Source organism: Rhizobium albus, from assembly GCA_030160035.1.
Classification (GTDB): domain Bacteria; phylum Pseudomonadota; class Alphaproteobacteria; order Rhizobiales; family Rhizobiaceae; genus Georhizobium; species Georhizobium albus.
In genome coordinates this window covers 18,658-35,058 of sequence record BSNO01000004.1, presented here as the reverse complement: position 1 = coordinate 35,058, position 16,401 = coordinate 18,658, and the positions used below count along the sequence as shown (strand labels likewise).

At 61.3% G+C, this 16,401-nt stretch carries 15 protein-coding genes and 1 tRNA gene; 7 read left to right on the top strand and 9 right to left on the bottom strand.

Features of this window, described 5'->3' with window-relative positions; genetic code table 11:
* The first annotated feature begins 257 nt into the window (after window positions 1-257).
* Entirely contained in the window at window positions 258-1,970 is a 1,713-nt protein-coding gene (locus QQL76_RS15465; RefSeq protein WP_499208422.1) for a TadE/TadG family type IV pilus assembly protein, read from the top strand.
* A gap of 21 nt (window positions 1,971-1,991) precedes the next feature.
* Here QQL76_RS15465 and rlmH read toward each other — a convergent pair whose 3' ends face one another.
* Window positions 1,992-2,474: a 23S rRNA (pseudouridine(1915)-N(3))-methyltransferase RlmH gene (gene rlmH, locus QQL76_RS15460; RefSeq protein WP_499208421.1), complete on the bottom strand. Its 483-nt coding sequence runs from the start codon at window positions 2,472-2,474 to the stop codon at window positions 1,992-1,994.
* 159 nt (window positions 2,475-2,633) lie between these two features.
* Here rlmH and obgE point away from each other — a divergent pair, with 159 nt between their 5' ends.
* From obgE to rsfS, 5 genes are all read left to right on the top strand, one after another.
* Entirely contained in the window at window positions 2,634-3,698 is a 1,065-nt protein-coding gene (obgE, locus tag QQL76_RS15455) for a GTPase Obg (RefSeq protein WP_499208420.1), read from the top strand.
* Window positions 3,699-3,710: 12 nt separating this feature from the next.
* Window positions 3,711-4,856, top strand: coding sequence for a glutamate 5-kinase (gene proB / locus QQL76_RS15450; RefSeq protein ID WP_499208419.1), 1,146 nt, complete (start codon window positions 3,711-3,713; stop codon window positions 4,854-4,856).
* Between the two features lie 28 nt (window positions 4,857-4,884).
* Complete coding sequence (locus QQL76_RS15445) at window positions 4,885-6,171, top strand: glutamate-5-semialdehyde dehydrogenase (RefSeq protein WP_499208949.1); 1,287 nt, start codon at window positions 4,885-4,887, stop codon at window positions 6,169-6,171.
* 43 nt (window positions 6,172-6,214) lie between these two features.
* The gene (locus QQL76_RS15440) at window positions 6,215-6,808 is read left to right on the top strand and encodes a nicotinate-nucleotide adenylyltransferase (protein WP_499208948.1); all 594 of its coding nucleotides are present in this window, start codon (window positions 6,215-6,217) and stop codon (window positions 6,806-6,808) included.
* Between the two features lie 176 nt (window positions 6,809-6,984).
* Entirely contained in the window at window positions 6,985-7,398 is a 414-nt protein-coding gene (gene rsfS / locus QQL76_RS15435; RefSeq protein ID WP_499208947.1) for a ribosome silencing factor, read from the top strand.
* A gap of 62 nt (window positions 7,399-7,460) precedes the next feature.
* On the opposite strand, the gene QQL76_RS15430 is transcribed toward rsfS, so the two are convergent.
* From QQL76_RS15430 to QQL76_RS15415, 4 genes are all read right to left on the bottom strand, one after another.
* Window positions 7,461-7,958 carry a DUF3833 family protein gene (locus QQL76_RS15430; RefSeq protein WP_499208418.1) on the bottom strand — a complete coding sequence of 166 codons (498 nt, stop codon included), beginning with the start codon at window positions 7,956-7,958 and terminating at the stop codon, window positions 7,461-7,463.
* 70 nt (window positions 7,959-8,028) lie between these two features.
* Window positions 8,029-8,658: a GNAT family N-acetyltransferase gene (locus QQL76_RS15425; protein WP_499208417.1), complete on the bottom strand. Its 630-nt coding sequence runs from the start codon at window positions 8,656-8,658 to the stop codon at window positions 8,029-8,031.
* 125 nt (window positions 8,659-8,783) lie between these two features.
* Window positions 8,784-9,053 (bottom strand): 50S ribosomal protein L27, encoded by a 270-nt coding sequence (gene rpmA / locus QQL76_RS15420; RefSeq protein ID WP_126007682.1) that lies wholly within the window; start codon window positions 9,051-9,053, stop codon window positions 8,784-8,786.
* A 30-nt stretch (window positions 9,054-9,083) separates the two neighbouring features.
* Entirely contained in the window at window positions 9,084-9,683 is a 600-nt protein-coding gene (locus QQL76_RS15415; protein ID WP_499208416.1) for a 50S ribosomal protein L21, read from the bottom strand.
* Window positions 9,684-10,045: 362 nt separating this feature from the next.
* Here QQL76_RS15415 and QQL76_RS15410 point away from each other — a divergent pair.
* Window positions 10,046-10,135, top strand: a tRNA-Ser gene (locus QQL76_RS15410).
* Window positions 10,136-10,290: 155 nt separating this feature from the next.
* Here the strand turns inward: QQL76_RS15410 and QQL76_RS15405 are convergent.
* The 4 genes from QQL76_RS15405 to QQL76_RS15390 form a co-directional block, all read right to left on the bottom strand.
* Window positions 10,291-12,261, bottom strand: coding sequence for an FAD-binding monooxygenase (locus tag QQL76_RS15405; protein WP_499208415.1), 1,971 nt, complete (start codon window positions 12,259-12,261; stop codon window positions 10,291-10,293).
* 87 nt (window positions 12,262-12,348) lie between these two features.
* A complete protein-coding gene (gene galE / locus QQL76_RS15400; protein ID WP_499208414.1) occupies window positions 12,349-13,344 on the bottom strand; it encodes an NAD-dependent epimerase/dehydratase family protein in 996 nt (331 codons plus the stop codon).
* An 84-nt stretch (window positions 13,345-13,428) separates the two neighbouring features.
* Window positions 13,429-13,956 (bottom strand): hypothetical protein, encoded by a 528-nt coding sequence (locus tag QQL76_RS15395; protein WP_499208413.1) that lies wholly within the window; start codon window positions 13,954-13,956, stop codon window positions 13,429-13,431.
* Between the two features lie 34 nt (window positions 13,957-13,990).
* The gene (locus QQL76_RS15390) at window positions 13,991-16,285 is read right to left on the bottom strand and encodes a glycosyltransferase (RefSeq protein WP_499208946.1); all 2,295 of its coding nucleotides are present in this window, start codon (window positions 16,283-16,285) and stop codon (window positions 13,991-13,993) included.
* Between the last annotated feature and the right edge of the window lie 116 nt (window positions 16,286-16,401).

Genomic DNA, 16,401 nt, shown 5'->3' with positions numbered 1-16,401 from the left:
GGCTCCGTGGTGCTGGCTTCAAGTCACAATCCGATCTTGGCCCGAGACGTCTCCATCGGATGCAAGCATGTCGAGTTTGAGGCGAAAGGGAGGTTTCATCGTACCAGTCTAAAATACATTTCCAGGAAGAAACTGCCGGTTAACCCCACCCCTAGAATTTCAGGGTGCGGGCCTTTTTCCTTGGCTGATTCTCTATCAAGCAAAGCATGTCTTAATTGCTCGCGCGTATCCACAAAGGGATAGCTGGGGATCAAAGCATGAAGCGCTTTCTTCAAGATCGTAGCGGCCAATTTGCACTTATGTTCGGCATTTCCTTGCCGGTCATGCTGCTTTCGGCCGGATTGGCAGTCGATACGACCCGCATGATGGCGGCGAAGACTGCGCTGCAGAACAATGTCGATGCGGCGCTTTTGGCGGCAACGCGGCTCAACGATCGTGACCAGAGCCGCGAGAGCTATTTCGAAACTTATCTTGCCGCTCTGGTTGAGGCAGACCCGACGATCAGCAATCTCGATATGGATTTCGACGCTGAGATCGGCGCCAACTTCATTCGGACCGAGGCAACGGCCACCGCGGATGTGGCGCTGACGATCATGAACAGCTTCATGGGCGGCCCGGCGCGGATTTCAGTCAGCTCGGACGCTTATGAAGCGACAGATGCGCTGGAAGTCGTCATGGTGCTGGACAACACCGGATCGATGGCGACGAACAATCGCATCGCGGCGCTGCGAACGGCTGCAACCACGCTGGTCAATACTCTAGAGACGGTTGCTGAAGCAAATCCCAACCGCCGCATCCGCATGGCGCTCGTGCCATTTGTAACCGCGGTCAACATTCGCGGCCCGGAGTTCGACTGCTCGTGGATCGATCTGCATGCGACTGCCGAATTCGCCGGTGCCAATTTTGATGGCATCCAAGTTGAATTCGATCGCAACAAGACTGTCAAGACCGCCGGTCTTGGCGCCGTCGCCGCCACCCCTTGTGCGATCCCGGCGGTTCTCGAAAGCAATGCGACAGGCGTGACGAGGCTCAATGGCAACCAAGGGTCTCGTGGTCAGGTCAAGGCCAATCACCTGCGGCTTTTCCATCAGATCGGTTTGGAGTGGAAAGGCTGCGTAGAGGCTCGCCCGCGCACTGTTGCCGTCGATGCGCCGCCGACGACGGGGAGCACCCTGTTCGTTCCGTATTTCGCGCCTGATGAGCCGGATACCGATTCCACGCGCAGCAATGCGGCAACGCCTTTTGCAGGCAACAACAGTGCCAACCTCAACACGTCCTATCTCAAGGACACCCTTACCGGTGATTTCAGCGTCGTCCAGCGCTCACTCGCGAAATACACGTCTGAAAATGCTCGCGCCTCCAACCTCAACACTGCGGCTCAGCCTGGTCCGCTGACAGGTGGACCGAATCGCGCCTGCCCGACGCCTGTTCAGCCGCTGACCGACGATTTCGCCGCGCTCAGGACAGCCGTGTCGAAGATGCGGGAGTGGAACGGCTCGGGGACCAACGTGGCGGAGGGGCTCGCATGGGGCACCCGCGTGCTTTCGCCGGAAGCGCCCTATACCACCGCCGATCCGTTTGACACTCCAGGCACGAAGAAGATCGTAGTTCTCCTGACGGATGGCGAGAACGTCGTCTACGGGTCCAGCAACACGGTCAACAAATCGGATTACGGGTCCAACGGCTTGATGTCGTCCAATCGTTTCGGCTCCACCAATCAAGGCACGGCGGCGCGAACCGTCGATACGTGGACGAAAGCCAACTGCGCCATGCTGAAGAACAATGGTGTCGAGATCTACACCGTGCTGCTGCAGGCTGACACTGCCAACAACCGTGCGGTCTACAGCAGCGCCAATGGTGGCTGCGCGTCTGCTCCTGAAAACTACTTCCCGACCAACGATGTCAGCCAGCTGGACAGCGTCTTCGCACGCATTGGCAGCATGGTGGCGCAACTGCACTTCACCAACTGACCCGCACGAAATCCTGTCTGCTCATTCCCTGTGATAGGGGTGGCCGGACAGGATCGTGACGGCGCGGTAAAGCTGCTCGGCGAGAAGGACCCTGACGATCTGGTGCGGCCATGTCAGGCGGCCGAAGGAGAGCGTCAGGTCGCTTTCCTGCAGCAGCGACGCATCCAGGCCGTCGGCGCCGCCGATCACGAACGTGGCGTTGCGGGCGCCATCGTCGCGCCACTGGCCGATATCGGCTGCGAATGCCTCAGACCCGGGGGTCTTGCCGCCCTCGTCGAGCAGGATCAGCTTGCCGCCCTCGCTCCGTGCCGCGCGGATGGCGTCCGCTTCCTCGCGCTTGCGGGTATTGGTGCTGGAGGCGCGGCTTTCGGGGCGCTCGATGAGGCGGCCGAACTCGATGCCGATGGCGGGGCCTGATTTCGCCAGGCGATCCACATAGCGGGAGACGAGCTCGCGTTCCGGTCCCGATTTCAGCTTGCCGATGGCGATGATGTCGATCTTCATGTCGGTTGGGTTCTGGCAGGCCAACGGCGTGCCGTAAAGGCGGGGTCGCCGGCATTTCGGCGATTGTCTTTGACCTCTCGGGCCGTCGGCTATATCACCGCCGGCAGAACCCGGTCCCGCAGGCTTCATCCTGCGCGCGTGACGATAAATGGCAACATCATGAAGTTTCTGGATCAGGCGAGAGTCTACATCCGCTCTGGTGACGGGGGCGCAGGCAGCGTCTCGTTTCACCGCGAAAAATTCATCGAATTCGGTGGACCGGACGGCGGCGACGGCGGCCGTGGCGGTGACGTGTGGGTGGAAGCGGTCAACGGCTTGAACACGCTGATCGACTACCGCTTTCAGCAGCACTTCAAAGCTGAGACGGGCGGTCACGGCATGGGCCGCAACCGCACCGGCGCGAAGGGCGGCGAGGCTGTCCTGAAGGTGCCGGTCGGCACGCAGATCTTCGAAGAAGACAACGAGACGCTGATCGTCGACATGACGAAGGAAGGCCAGCGCTATCGGCTAGCTGCCGGCGGCAATGGCGGTTTCGGCAACGCGCATTTCAAGACATCGACCAACCAGGCGCCTCGCCATGCCAATCCGGGCCTTGAGGGCATCGAAAAATGGGTTTGGCTGCGGCTGAAACTCATCGCCGATGCTGGCCTTGTCGGCCTGCCGAATGCCGGAAAGTCGACATTCCTCGCAGCTGTCACGCGCGCGCGACCGAAGATCGCGAACTACCCTTTCACGACGCTTCATCCCAATCTCGGCGTCGCGTCTGTCGATGGATCGGAATTCGTGTTGGCCGATATTCCGGGCCTGATCGAAGGCGCCCATGAGGGTGTCGGGATCGGCGACCGTTTCCTCGGCCATGTCGAGCGCAACCGTGTGCTCCTGCATCTCGTTTCGGGCCAGGAAGAGGATGTGGCGAAAGCCTACCGGACTGTCGTCAACGAGCTCGATGCCTATGGCCATGGCTTGACCGACAAGCCGGAGATTCTGGCGCTTTCGCAGATCGACACGCTGGACGAGGACGAGCGTGCCGAAAAGCTGCAAAAGCTGGCCGCTGCTTCTGGCAAGACGCCGATGATGCTTTCGGCAGCGACTGGGGAAGGCATGCAAGCGGCCTTGCGGGCGTTGCGCACGATCATTCTGGAATCGAAAGGCAGCGAGCCGTCCGATGGCTCCGACGATTTTCAGGACGATGCCGACTGGGCTGCCGACGCGGATCGGCGATAGGCAGACTCGCCCGTGGCAACATCCAGAAAACCCGTCGCAGCCCACCGTCGCGTGGTCGTGAAGATCGGCTCGGCGTTGCTCGTCGACCGCAGCCTCGGCCTCAAGCAGGAATGGCTGGAGGCGCTTTGCGCCGATCTCGCTGCACTGCGCGCAAGCGGATGCGACGTGCTCGTCGTCTCCTCCGGTGCCATTGCCCTTGGGCGCTCCGTGCTCGATCTGCCCGCAGGCATGCTGAAGCTCGAGGGGAGCCAGGCGGCGGCGGCCGTCGGGCAGATCGCGCTGGCCCGTGCCTGGTCCGCCGCGCTCGCCGAACGGTCGATCATTGCCGGGCAGGTGCTTCTGACGCTCGGCGATACAGAGGACCGGCGGCGCTACCTCAATGCGCGGGCGACGCTCACCGAACTGATGAAGCTCGGCGCTGTCCCCATCATCAACGAGAACGACACGGTCGCCACCACCGAAATCCGCTATGGCGACAATGACCGCCTGGCAGCCCGCGTCGCGACGATGATCGGCGCCGATCTGCTGATCCTTCTCTCCGATGTCGACGGGATGTACAGCGCCTCTCCTTCGATCGATCCCGGTGCGCAGTTCTTCGACGTCGTGTCGTCGATCACGCCGGAGATCGAGGCAATGGCGGGTGGGGCTGCATCCGAGCTGTCGCGCGGCGGCATGCGCACCAAGGTGGAAGCCGGCAAGATTGCCACCAATGCGGGCTGCGCCATGATCATCGCATCCGGCAAGGATCTGCATCCGATCAGCGCCATCGACCAAGGTGCACGCTCCACCTTCTTTGCGCCCAGCGGTCAGCCCGTGACGGCGCGCAAAACCTGGATTGCCGGCCAACTGACGCCGATGGGCATGCTGCGCATCGACAAGGGTGCCGAGCGGGCGCTGCGCATGGGCAAGAGCCTGTTGCCGGCCGGCGTTCGCTCGCTGACCGGAGATTTCGCGCGCGGCGACACGGTAGCGATCTTCGACGAAGCGGGTCGCGAGATCGCCCGCGGGCTGATCGCCTATGACGCAGAAGAGGCGACCCGGATCGCCGGCTGCAAGACTGCGGAAATCGAGGCGATCCTCGGCTATTCCGGCCGGGCGGCGATGGTTCATCGCGACGACCTGGTGTTGACAGGCGCATCGCGAGAGCCGATGGCATAAGTCTTGAGAAATGAGGCGGAGCATGAGCATGCTGCACCAGGTCCAGACCAACGACAACACCATCGCCGACGTGATGGAAGAGATCGGCCGTCGCGCAAAGGCGGCGAGTGGACCATTGGCGATCGCCTCGCCGCAGACGAAGACCAAGGCGCTTCTTGCCATGGCCGATGCCGTTTTGGCCGATGAAGACAAGATCCTTGCCGCCAATGCAATCGACCTTGCCAGTGCCAAGCAGGCCGAGCTCGCCGAGTCCCTCGTTGATCGGCTGAAGCTCGACGCCCAGCGCATCGCCGGCATTGCCGAGGGCATCCGCACGATTGCCGAACTCGACGATCCGGTCGGCGCCGTGATCGCTGCCTGGGAGCGCCCGAACGGCCTCCAGATCGAGCGCGTGCGTACACCGCTCGGTGTGATCGGCGTCATCTATGAAAGCCGGCCGAATGTGACCGCCGATGCCGGCGCGCTGTGCGTGAAGGCTGGCAATGCGGTGATCTTGCGGGGCGGTTCCGACAGCCTGAATTCATCGCGCGCAATCCATGCGAGCCTGGTGCGCGGCCTGAAACAGGCCGGGCTGCCCGAGGACGCGATCCAGCTTGTTCCCGTTGCCGACCGCGCTGCCGTCGGTGCCATGCTGACCGGCCTTTCCGGCGCGATCGACGTGATCGTGCCGCGTGGCGGGAAGAGCCTCGTGGCGCGTGTTCAGGCCGAGGCGCGAGTGCCGGTCTTCGCGCATCTCGAGGGCCTTTGCCACATCTACGTAGATCAGTCCGCCGACCTGGAAATGGCAAAAAGCATCGTGGTGAACGCAAAGATGCGGCGCACCGGTATCTGCGGTGCAGCCGAGACCCTTCTGGTGGACGGTGCCGCTGCCGGCACGCATCTGATGCCGCTTCTCGAAGCGTTGACCGAGGCGGGCTGCGAAATTCGCGCTTCGGCTGCTGTCCTGAAGGTGTTTCCGGCGCTCAAGCCGGCGACGGAAGAGGACTGGTCGACCGAATATCTCGACGCCATCATCTCCGTGGCGCTGGTCGACGGGATTTCGGGCGCGATCGCGCACATCAAGCGCTATTCCTCGCACCATACCGAAGCGGTGATTGCTGAGGATCCGGCCGTTGCCGAGCGCTTCTTCAACGAGGTCGATTCCGCGATCCTGCTGCACAACGCCTCGACGCAGTTTGCCGATGGTGGCGAATTCGGCATGGGCGCCGAAATCGGCATCGCAACGGGCAAGATGCATGCGCGTGGCCCAGTCGGCGTGGAGCAACTGACCTCGTTCAAGTACCGCGTTCACGGCACCGGCCAGACGCGACCTTGACCCCTTGAGCCCATCGCTATCTCCCCTGTCGCCTTACGGCCGCATGCCCCATGTCGAGCAGGGCATGCGCGTCGGGCTGTTCGGAGGGTCGTTCAACCCGCCCCATGGCGGCCATTGGCTCGTAGCGGAAATCGCGCTCAGGCGCCTCGGGCTCAACCAGTTGTGGTGGATGGTGACGCCTGGCAATCCGCTGAAGGATCACGGTAAGCTTCTGCCGCTTGCGGAGCGCATAGCGCTGAGCGAGGCGATCACGCCCGATCCGCGCGTGAAGGTGACGGCGTTCGAGGCGACCCATGGCCTGCGCTATACGGCCGAGACGCTGGCGGTGATCAAGCAGCGCAATGCCGGCATCCATTTCGTCTGGGTGATGGGCGCCGACAATCTGGCCGGTTTTCACCACTGGCAGGACTGGCAGGCCATTGCCAGGACGTTTCCGATCGCCGTGATCGACCGCCCCGGCTCGACCCTTTCCTACCTCTCTTCGAAAATGGCCAAGACTTTCGCCCATGCGCGGGTCGACGAGGATGATGCAGGGCGACTTGCACTAATGGAAGCGCCGGCCTGGACCTTCATTCACGGTCCGCGCTCGCTTCTTTCTTCCACCGAATTGCGCAGCCACTGGCCCGCAAAGTCCTGAAGCCGAGCCGTTCATCCTTAGAAATTGCCGCCGAGCCAAGAAAATTGGTGATGGGACGGCAACTTCTTGTGTCTTGAAACCTTTAACGAGACGCGCCTATCATTACATTCTGCTTTGGACCTTGAAGAAACAAAGCGGGTGAAGCTGGTCCTGTCACTGCTGAAAGGGTAACGACACTGACAACAGCACACGCGAAGGGAAATGCGCCAAGCAGTTTCTCCTCAGCCACGGGTCGCGGCACGGATGCCGACACCCGCGTGCTCCACCAGATCCTCGAAAGCCTCGAGGATTCGAAAGCGGAAGATATCGTCTCCATCGACATTGCCGGAAAATCGGCGCTGGGGGATCACATGGTGATCGCATCCGGACGCTCTAGCCGTCATGTCAGCGCTATCTGCGACGAGCTTTTGCGGCAGATCAAGGAAGCCGGTTACGGCAATGCGCGGGTAGAGGGTCTGGCGACCGGCGACTGGGTGTTGATCGACACCGGCGACGTCATCGTTCATGTCTTCCGGCCGGAGATCCGGGAATTCTACAATCTCGAGAAGATGTGGATGACGCCGGAACTGGGCGACGAGACGCTGCACTAGGTCAGAAGGCGGCCAAAAGCCGCCGGCTGTGCCTCAATTTACGATCGGCAGAGGCCGACCGGTCAATCGCGCTCGAAATTCACCTCGACCCGCGCAACCGGTACGCCAAACTTCGTAACGAGAGCGGTGTTGGTGATCGTGCCATCGCTGTTCAGCACGAGCTTGTCGAAGAACCGGACGATGTTGGGCTCTTCTCTCGGCGCAAGATCGACGCGGTAGGTGAAGTCAGCCTCGTTGCCGGCGAGATAGACGGTCGTCGTTCCGATGACGTCTTCCCGCGTTCCGCTATAGGTTCTCTCGGACGTCTTTTCGAAAATCCAGGTCTTGGTGTCGCGTTCGCCGTCGTCATATGCGAAATCCTCGCGCAGCCGCAATGTGGTTCCGTCCCAGGTGCCGGTCAGGTCGACCGTGAAGCGCCGATGCGTGCCGTCGATGGCGGAAAAGCTTCCTTCGGCCCGCGTCTTGCCGAGAAACCATTCCTCCAGGAGAAGCTCGGCGCGTGCCGGCAGGGCAAGTACGAGACCAAGCGCGGCAATGAGAACAAAACGAACGGCTTTCATGGCGATGATCCTTCAAGGCAACTCCACCGGCTTCTACGCACAAGCCGATGGAGAGGATCATCCTGCAGCGTCAGGCCCGACGGTGAGGCGCAGCGCTCCAGCTCTTCAGCGACAGCCACGTCTTGCGATCGAGCCGATACCACTCGACGGGCAGGGCGCCGCCGAGCGCCATGGAGGGCACCATGCCGTTGCCCTGGTGCTGGAAGCCGGACTTCTGGATGACCCGGCGCGACGCGTGGTTCGTCACCCGGCAACGGGCTTCGATCGCCTCTATTGTCCGGGTGCGGAAAACCATGTCGATGACGGCGTGGGCAGCTTCGGTGGCGATCCCGCGGTTCCAGTAGGGTTCGCCGATCCAGTATCCCAGTTCGACCGTGTCGGTGTCGTCATGCGGCTCGATGCCGGCACAGCCGACGAATGCACCATTATCGGCCAGGGTGATCGCGTAGACGCATTTGCCAATACCGCCCGTTTTGGCGCGTCGGATAAAGTCCGACGCATCTTGTGCCGTGTAGGGATGCGGCATGCGCGACACCATGGAGGCCACGCGCATGTTGTTGGCGAGATTGGCAAGCGCGTCGGCGTCTTCCGTGTGGGGCCGGCGCAGAACCAGCCTTTCGGTCAACAGGACGGGACAATCGGGCCGGGTGTCGTCAGGCAATAAGTCGTCCCGACAGTCGTCATCGAGATCCATGAGCATGGGAACAGTCCTTCGTTCAATGAGAAAAGGGGAGATGGATTGCCCCATCTCCCCTTTCGAACGTGGTCTGAACCTTGGTGCTCAGCCGGGTCGATGAGACGCCGGCTTTTTAAAGAGCGGTCCGGCTATTCCGCTGCGTCCGCGATTGGCATCACGGACACGTAGGTACGACCATTGGCTTTCGTACGGAACGAAACCTGGCCGTCGGTGACTGCGAAAATCGTGTGGTCCTTGCCGAGGCCAACGCCCGTGCCCGGGTGCCACTTCGTGCCGCGCTGGCGCACGAGGATGTTGCCCGAGATGACGTTCTCGCCACCGAACTTCTTCACGCCCAGGCGCTTGGATTCAGAGTCGCGACCGTTGCGCGACGAACCACCAGCTTTTTTATGTGCCATCGGTGTTCTCCTTAAAGTTTCTCGTCGCTATCAGTTGTTCTCGGCCAAAGCCTTGGCCTGATCGCGCCAGTCTTCGATCTGGGCGGCGCTGAACGGCATGGCTTCGTCGATCTTGGCGATGTCCGCATCGGTAAAGGCGGCGATCTGGGCGAAGGTGGTGATGCCCTGCTCGTTGAGCTGCTCGGCCGCCTTCGGGCCGATGCCCTTGATGACCGTCAGATCGTCGCCGGCACCCTGCGGTGCGGTGAAGAGCGTCTCGCTTGCAGGAGCGGACTTCGCTTCCGGCTTGGCGGCGGCCTTCTTGGACGGCTTCTTGCCTTCGGTCAGGATCTCGGCAATGCGGATGACCGTCTGGTGCTGACGGTGGCCGCGGGTGCGCTTGGAGTTCTGGCGGCGACGCTTCTTGAACGCGATGACCTTGCGGGCGCGACCATGCTCGACGACTTCTGCCGTGACGAGCGCGCCCTGAACGAAGGGTGCGCCGATCGTGGCATCGGCGCCGACGCCGACCATGAGAACTTCTGCGAATTCGATGATGTCGCCGACTTCGCCGCCGGTCCGTTCGACCGTCAGCTCATCGTTTGCGGCGACGCGGTACTGCTTACCGCCGGTCTTGATGACTGCGAACATTTTTTAACCTTTCATGTTCGTTCCGGCTTCTTCGACCACATGGCCGCGAGCCGTCTTTTTATCAGTCCTATGGCGTCAGCCGGGATCGAGACGTCGCGCGCCAAAAACCGATCACGGTTCAGCCGGTGAAACATCGCACCGATCGCCGTTTGCGCCTGCCACACGGCCGGGAAAACAGAAAGCATTTTGGTCGATGCATGATCGAGGACGGACTTCGCCATCCAAAGATGCTGCGCGGATAAGCGATGGGGGCAGCGGAGTCAAGATATGCAGTGTAAATTTGCCTGTCACATGCCCTTGTGTCGAAGCGCTCATCCCGCTATTGAAACGCCCGCACGCGACCACCGTGCAACATGGCCCCTGGAGAGGTGGCAGAGTGGTTGAATGCACCGCACTCGAAATGCGGCATACGGGCAACCGTATCGGGGGTTCGAATCCCCCCCTCTCCGCCAGCTCGAACTGCCCCGCTCCGTCCGCAGTTGTGTACGTGAAGGCCGTTCAGGAGCGAGGCGCACGTAGCCTGCGCGCTTCGCTGAACCGCGAGCTAGCCAGCAGGGGTTTGGGCTTTCTCTTCCACTTCGTCACAGATGGCGATGCTTGCGTCGTCTCAAACTGACGCCATCCGCTGATGCGTGGCCACCATCACCCCTGCGAAGAACTCGGCAAGTTCCGTGTGGGCCGTCAGTGGGAGCACGTGCGCGATGTATTGGTCCGGGCGGACGACCACGAGGCAGCCGGTTTTGCGGTCGATGCCGCGCAGGTCGAAGATGTCGGGGCCGGTCTTGAGGTCGGGGCAGAAGATTTTCTCGTGATCGAGCAAGCCGTAGCGGCCTTTGCGGGGCGTGAGAAGCGGATGCAGCCTATCGCGCGAAAGCGATCGGTGGTCTGCTTGATAGACCGCGCGCAGATCGATGACCGCGTCGATGTCTGCCCCGGCTGGGGTGTGCCGCAGAATTGGTGACGCAGGATCGTCTGCGAGAAAGTCACAGAGCGATCGCATCGGATCTGGTTGAACCGTCTGGTTAATCGAGGCGGCGCCCGATCCTTCGAAGGCGAAGATGCGCCAGCGTCCATCGGCCTTCACGACATGTCCGAGCTGCATGGGCTTGGCGTCGGCAAAGCGGATGACCGGGGCGGAATGGAACCGCATGCCAACCGGAAAACCGGCTGCCAAATGCTGATGATCGCAGTCTTCAGTAAGTTTTGACTTACGGTATTGCGTCGCCGTACCCGCGGTGAAGCGCCCCTGCTTGACGAAATAGCTCTGGAACTCCTTCGGATCGACGCCCTGGTCGTCGCCGTTGCCGGACGTCTTCGGTCGCGCACTGAACATTTTCGCGAATTCGCGATCGAAGTCGATCAGTTCCTGGGCGATCGCCTGGCGCTCCTCGGAATAGGTTTTCAGGATTTCGGGCTTCAGGATGTTGCGCAGCACGCCTGCCAGCTTCCAGCCGAGATTGAAGCTGTCCTGCATGGAGACGTTCATGCCTTGGCCCGCTTTCGGGCTGTGCGTGTGGCAGGCGTCGCCGGCGATGAAGACACGAGGCCGGTGGTTATCGTCGGCATCGTCCTCCCGATCGTCGAAGCTTGCGCAGAGGCGCTGGCCGATCTCGTAGACTGACCACCAGGCGACTTCCTTCACGTCCAATGTGTAGGGGTGAAGGATGCGCTGTGCAGCGGTGATCAGTTGCTCGCTCGTGATGTTGCGGCTCGCGACGCGCTCGTCCTTGTTGAGCTTGTCCATCTCGATATAGAGACGCACCAGGTAGCCGCCCTCGCGCGGGATGATCAGCACATTGCCTTCATTGGCCGAGTGAATGGCAGCCTTCAGGCGAATGTCCGGAAAATCCGAGACGGCCAGCACGTCCATCACGCCCCAGGCGTGATTTGCCGAATCGCCGAGCAATGGTTTGCCGAGCGCCTGCCGAACGGCGCTGCGGGCTCCATCGCAGCCCACCACGTAGCGCGCCTTGACGATTTCCAGGGCGTCGTCGCCCGACGCGTCGGTGCGCTCAAGCGTGACGGACACGGGGTGGCTTCCGGCTTGTTCGCCCCGCGCGATCTCGAGGCTGGCCAGCCGGCGACCGTAGTGCGGCTCCAGGCGGGTCGGCGCATTGCGCATCACTTCCAGATAAAAGTCGTGAATGCGGGCCTGATTCAAGATGACATGCGGGAATTCCGACAGCCCGTCCTCGGTGTCCTGGATGCGTCCGCTGCGGGCAATCTCGCGAGGATTTTCAGGATCCGGCTTCCAGAAGGACGTTTCGTTGACCCAGTAGGCCTCTTTCAGCACTTTCTCGCTGAAACCGAACGCCTCGAACATCTCCATCGTGCGACAGGCGATGCCGTCGGCCTGACCGAGCTCGAGTGGGCCCGGCTTCTGGTCGACAATCATCGTGGTGATGTCCGGGAAAGCGGCAAGTTGCGCAGCGAGCGTCAAGCCTGCCGGGCCGCATCCGATGATCAGGACGTCCACCTCTGTTGTCGCGGAACCGGCGGACGTGCCTCCGGCTTCTGGTCTTGCGGGAGGAGCTATCGAGGGATCACCGGTACGAAAGCCGTTGAGATGAAACTGCACGATATCCTCCCAATCGCCAATACATTATGATAAGTATACGTATCAAATGGGTGCGGTCAATCGGGAACTGTAGAGGGAACTTCTGGATCAGGCTTGGCTGGAATTCAGCTGCTTGAGATGGCGCTCCCATGCAATCGCATGCGTCACGATCAGATCGAGATCGTCGAGCTCCGGAGTCCAGCCGAGTTCCCGTCGGGCAGTGGCGGCATCGGCCACGACGGTGACGGCGTCACCGGGACGACGCTCGCGCTCGCGCACGTCAAAATCAAACCCGGTCACTTTCTTCACGGTGTCGATGACCTGGCGCACGGAATAGCCACGGCCATAGCCGCAGTTGGCAAGCAGGCTATCGCCGCCATTGCGAAGTCGGGCAAGCGCCAGACGGTGTGCCCGCACCAGATCGGTGACATGGATGTAATCGCGAATGCAGGTGCCGTCCGGCGTGGGGTAATCGCCGCCGAACACTTCCATGAAGTCGCGCTTGCCGGTCGCCGTTTCGCAAGCGACCTTGATCAGATGCGTCGCACCGCGCGTGGATTGTCCGGTGCGGAGCCGCGGATCGGCGCCGCACACGTTGAAATAGCGCAGCGCCGTATAGGCGAAATCGTGGGCGGCGGCGGTGTCGCGCAGCATCCATTCCGTCATCAGCTTCGATGCGCCGTAAGGAGATTCCGGCTGGGTGGGCATGTCCTCGGTTACGGGCACCTTCTGAGGGGTGCCGTAAACGGCGGCCGTGGAGGAAAAGATGAAGTGAGGAACGCCGGCGCGAACTGCGCTCTCGAGCAAAGACCGCGTCTTGGAGGTGTTGTTCTCGTAATAGGTAAGGGGGTCGGCGACGGAGTCGGGCACGACGACGGAGCCGGCAAAATGGATGATGGCATCGACGCCATTTTCGCGGATGGTGGATTCGACGAGGTCCTGGTCGGCGATGTCGCCGACGACGAGCTTTGCTTCCGGAGCGACTGCCCAGTCGAAGCCCGTGCTCAGCCGGTCGAGGACGACGACCTCTTCACCCGCATCGAGCAGTTCCCAGACCATGTGGCTGCCGATATAGCCGGCGCCGCCGGTGACGAGTACGGACATGCATGACCCCAATGACAAGCTGCGTTCGACAAGCCGATGCCGCGTCGCTGCCGCGAACATCGCCGTGGGACTTAATCGAAAGCGCTAGCGGGGCGCAATGCCGAGAAGCCTGGTAATGCCGCCTCGTTTCTTCTTGGGAGCGACGGCCGCGGCGAGCTGCGCCTGCAGATCAAGCAGCTGTTGCTCGAGTTCGGCGATGCGTGCATCGCGTTGGGCGAGAGCGGGGGCAAAATAGGAGCTTCGCTCCGCTTCATAGGCTTCGGCAGTCTGCTCCAGATGGGCAATGCGCTGCTGCCTTGCCTCAAGCTGCGGCTCGTACCAGGTGGAACGCACATTGTCGTACCGGCCAACCTCCTCTTTCAATTTCAGAAGTTCCGGTTCGTACCAGTTCACGCGTTTGTCTTCATAATCGTCCGCACGCTCGGAAAGCTCGTGGATGATGTTGGACATTCGGCGCATCTGTTCGGCGTAATGCATGAGGCGCCGCCGCATGACGGCCTGTTCGCTGCTCTCTGCAGGCCGTTGCTTCAAATCGGCCGACGCGCCGCTCTGCCGCTTCGTCATCGGCTCATAGTCATGGCCATTGCCATTCATGCCATCGTTCCCGTGCATCACATCGCTCTCGCGGTTTCCAGCAGCTATTCGATCAGTTTGGCGGGTTGGTTGCGTTCAGCTTCTGCCCGCCGATGAGAATCGGTCCGGCTGGCGGCGGCTTCGTCGCCCGCACTCCATTGGGACGCTGGATGCCCCGCTCAGGCGAAATCTGGTCTTCTGGGAGCTCAGGATTGGTGAAAATCCGAGCGATCCGGGTCTGGTGTTCACGGATCGAGTGGCGGCTTTCCATCAGCTTGCGTGCGTTGTCCGATCTGCGTCGCGTTTCGATTGGATCGGCGTAAAGCTCTGCTACCGCGGCCAAATAGGCGGCTACGAGGGCGTCGTCGTCGATCAGGTCGGGAACAAGAAATCCGGTCTCGAAACTCACCGCTTCTCCGATGCCGCCAACGGCGGGGGCGATGACCGGCAAGCCCGCGCCCATGGCCTCGAGCACCACATTGGGAAGACCATCGAACGCTGCCGTGTAAATCAACGCGTCATAGGCTTCGAGGTCGATGGTCGACAGACCATCGAAGGTGCCGTTGTAGACGAGGTTGGGCAAGTTCCGGAGGCATTCTGGTTCCGAGCCGACCCCCAAATTGCCAAAGACGTCGACGACCAACCTAGGCTGGCAGGCTTGGAGGCCTCGGGCGATTTCAGCGAGAAGCTCGGGCCGTTTCTGGCGATCGATACGCGACGCCCAAAGCAGCCGTTCTTTCGGCGCCTCCAGGTCCGAAAACACGCGCCGCTCGTCGCTGCAGGCGGCGTAAAGAGTGTGAAGCTTCGGGGTGGCATGATCACCCAGCCGAACATTCAGATCGGTCAGGATCGCCTGATGGTCTGAAATGATGCCATCAAAACGATGGCCGGTTTCGGTGATGAGATCAAAGCCAAAGCCGTTCTCGAACCTGAGGCCATGAATCGTGTCGATGGCTTCGCAGAAATGGTAGAAGTAGGTTGAGACGTCACCCAGCCGATCTGCATGGTTGCGCATGAACGCATCGACATATTCGCAGTGTTTCAGATGCAGGCGCTTCAGCCCGGCTTGATGCTGGATGATGCGGAGGGTGATCGTTTCGATGTCGGCTTCGCTCAGTCCCGCGATGCCGAGACTGTGCAGATCGACAAACAGGCTGTCATTGGGCAGGCGATCCACCCAGTGATGATAAGCGACGCGCTGGCCGCCGAGCACGAGACAGCGCGTATCGGGCCGTTCGGCCTTCAGGGCCGAAAGAACCGACAGGATGAACTTCTCACCGCCGCCCCGCGTGAGATACGGGACAAGCAGGATGTCGGTGAATTCCTGGCCGGCAAGGATGCCGCAAAGCTCGAAATAAGCACGTGACAGTCCGGCAGGTTGCGTGAAGTTCGTGCTGCCGGGTTTGTCTTTCAGGATCCCGAGACTGATCGCGGGGTCGATGGCGTTGGCTGCTGCAACGAGATCTGCCATTCCGGGCATGTCGACGAAGGCTGCTGCTGAGAAGGTCGGCGGCTCGCTGCGCGGCAGGTCGCCGTTGAAGTCAGCCCAAGCGATCTTGTGGAACCTTGCCGGTTCAAAGAAGGGGCTTGGCGGAATGAGCCCCGGGGTCTCGGCGCGAAAGCGGCGGCTCATGCTCCTCTGGCGTTCGCGATAGAAGACGAGCGCGTCCTTGGCGATTGCAATGTCGTATCCTTGCGCGACTGCCGAACAGTTGAAATGCCAGTCCTCGTAGGCGTAGCCGGATTTGTAGGAGACGTCGGCGAAGTGCAGCTCGTTGAAGGCTTCGCGATAGAGCATGATCCGCGAGACAAACGGGTGGTTGTCCATCATGGCCGCGGCGCCGATGGTTTTCAGCGGCAGGAATTGCCACACGTAGTATGTGGTGCCGAAACCCAAATAGAATTCGGGGCAGATTATCGACTTTGGCCCGCCCGCCTTCAGTGCGGCGTGCATGCGATGAAAATAGTCGAAGCCGACGAGATCGTCTCCGTCGGCAGTTGCGATGATTGCGCCACGAGCCACGTCGATGCCCGCATGACGCGAGGGGCCGAGCGAGCCGTGCGCGACCTCTATGACCTGAAAATGATCAAAAACGGTGAGGTCGACGCTCGACAAAGCCGACCGCGTGTCTGCATCGGCGTTGTCGAGCACGACGACAAGCTCCATCTGCAGGCCGAACTGCGCCGTGTATTGCATCGCCTCCTGCAAGGATCGAAGTGTCCGCAGCAAGTAACGGGCTTCATCATGCAGGTTCAAAATAACCGATATGTCGACCCTGGCTGAAGTCTTTGTTGGTTTGTTCGGGGAAGACCTGGCCGCCCGCTCGCGATCGATGTGGATTTTCACGCGGCCTCTCAATGCCGCCATGGCCTTGGAATCGTTCAATGTGCCTACCCCTACGCAAGGGCACACTGTTGCACTGCGCACCTGTTGCAGGATGCGCTTATCCCCGAGCCCCAGAAGAATAGTATGATAAGAAATCT

Coding starts and splice junctions, on each gene's coding strand:
- QQL76_RS15465 (WP_499208422.1), top strand. CDS start 258: ATGAAGCGCTTTCTTCAAGATCGTAGCGGCCAATTTGCACTTATGTTC.
- rlmH (WP_499208421.1), bottom strand. CDS start 2,474: ATGAAGATCGACATCATCGCCATCGGCAAGCTGAAATCGGGACCGGAA.
- obgE (WP_499208420.1), top strand. CDS start 2,634: ATGAAGTTTCTGGATCAGGCGAGAGTCTACATCCGCTCTGGTGACGGG.
- QQL76_RS15445 (WP_499208949.1), top strand. CDS start 4,885: ATGCTGCACCAGGTCCAGACCAACGACAACACCATCGCCGACGTGATG.
- QQL76_RS15440 (WP_499208948.1), top strand. CDS start 6,215: ATGCCCCATGTCGAGCAGGGCATGCGCGTCGGGCTGTTCGGAGGGTCG.
- QQL76_RS15430 (WP_499208418.1), bottom strand. CDS start 7,958: ATGAAAGCCGTTCGTTTTGTTCTCATTGCCGCGCTTGGTCTCGTACTT.
- QQL76_RS15425 (WP_499208417.1), bottom strand. CDS start 8,658: ATGCTCATGGATCTCGATGACGACTGTCGGGACGACTTATTGCCTGAC.
- rpmA (WP_126007682.1), bottom strand. CDS start 9,053: ATGGCACATAAAAAAGCTGGTGGTTCGTCGCGCAACGGTCGCGACTCT.
- QQL76_RS15415 (WP_499208416.1), bottom strand. CDS start 9,683: ATGTTCGCAGTCATCAAGACCGGCGGTAAGCAGTACCGCGTCGCCGCA.
- galE (WP_499208414.1), bottom strand. CDS start 13,344: ATGTCCGTACTCGTCACCGGCGGCGCCGGCTATATCGGCAGCCACATG.
- QQL76_RS15395 (WP_499208413.1), bottom strand. CDS start 13,956: ATGCACGGGAACGATGGCATGAATGGCAATGGCCATGACTATGAGCCG.
- QQL76_RS15390 (WP_499208946.1), bottom strand. CDS start 16,285: ATGGCGGCATTGAGAGGCCGCGTGAAAATCCACATCGATCGCGAGCGG.